Below are 1,307 nucleotides of genomic sequence, written 5' to 3' on the forward strand. Positions count from 1 at the left end.
ACGCGGCGGTGGGTGTTCGACTGCGGTGGACGGGGGAGAACTTCGACGCCCTGCGCTCGATGCAGTGGCAGGTGCACGGCTACGGCGTGCCCGAGCGGGCCGTGCGGCGCATCGCCGCCGAGCTCGGGGTCGAGGCGCATGTCTTCACCGGCGACCGGGGCCGGCCACGTCGTGCGAGGCTGCGGAGCGATCGGGTCTACCTCGTGCGCCGCGACGGGTTCGTGGTCGCCGAGGTGCTCGCCCCCGGCACGGGCCGCGACCTCGACGCCGCGCGGGCCCGCCTCGCCGGATTCTGAGCCGCACTCGGCGACGCGTATCGTCGTATGGTGACCGACGAGACGATGCCTGCACCGGTGCCCGCACCAGGGCCGGCATCGGCACCGGGATCGGCGCCGGCATCGCCGCCCGCGCATGGGGCGGAGCGTCGCAAGAGCCTCGCCGGGGCCGCCGTGCAGCTCGGCACCGAGGTCTCCATCAACTTCGGCTCATCCCTCGCGGGCCTCGTGATCCCGGTCGTCGGCTCGTTCGTCGTGGTCGCCGTGCGGCAGCTCGTGATGGTCGTCGCCGTGCTGCCGTTCTACCGTCCGAAGCGCGCCGAGCTCACGTGGCGCCGGCTCTGGCCGGCGGTCGCACTCGGCGTCGTGCTCGCGATCATGAACGTGACGTTCTACGAGTCGGTGCACCTGCTCGGCCTCGGCGTCGCCGCGACGATCGAGTTCCTCGGGCCGCTCGCCATCGCGCTCGCGAGTTCGCGGCGCGTGCTCGACGTGATCTGCGCGCTCGCCGCAGGGGCCGGGGTCGTGCTGCTGATCGGCCCCGGGGCGTCGGATGCCGCGGGCATCGACCCGTGGGGCCTGACGCTCGCCCTGGCCGCAGCGGCCGCGTGGGCGGGCTACATCCTGCTCACGCGAAAGGTGGCGCACGGCCTGCCGGGGCTCGAGGGGCTCACCGTCGCGAGCATCGTCAGTCTCGCCCTGCTGGCGCCGTTCGCGGCGGCGACCTTCGACCCGGCGGTCGTCGACTGGGCGGTCGTCGGCCTGCTGCTCGGCGTCGGCGTGCTGTCGTCGGCGTTGCCGTACAGCCTCGACACGTGGATCCTGCGCCGGATCACGCCGCGCATCTACGCGATCGTCACGAGCTTCGGCCCCGTCATCGCGGCCGTGTTCGGCTGGCTCGTGCTGTCGGAGACCTTCTCGCTCACCGAGGTGATCGCGATCGTCATCGTCTGCGGTGCTGCGGGCACGGCGCTCGCCACCCAGCGGGCGCGGCCCAAGTCGCAGCTCGAGCAGACCGCGGAGGGCATGGCC

2 protein-coding genes are annotated in these 1,307 nt (G+C 73.3%); both read left to right on the forward strand.

Features of this window, described 5'->3' with window-relative positions; genetic code table 11:
• Positions 1–296: hypothetical protein (locus ACFWWU_RS37275; RefSeq protein ID WP_384153654.1), on the forward strand; the 296-nt coding region annotated here is incomplete at its 5' end.
• A 30-nt stretch (positions 297–326) separates the two neighbouring features.
• Positions 327–1,307, forward strand: a 981-nt coding sequence (locus ACFWWU_RS37280) for a DMT family transporter (protein WP_384153657.1), incomplete at its 3' end; no start/stop codon positions are given.

The organism is Streptomyces sp. NPDC058650 (assembly GCF_042717315.1).
Taxonomy (GTDB): Bacteria; Actinomycetota; Actinomycetes; order Streptomycetales; family Streptomycetaceae; genus Streptomyces.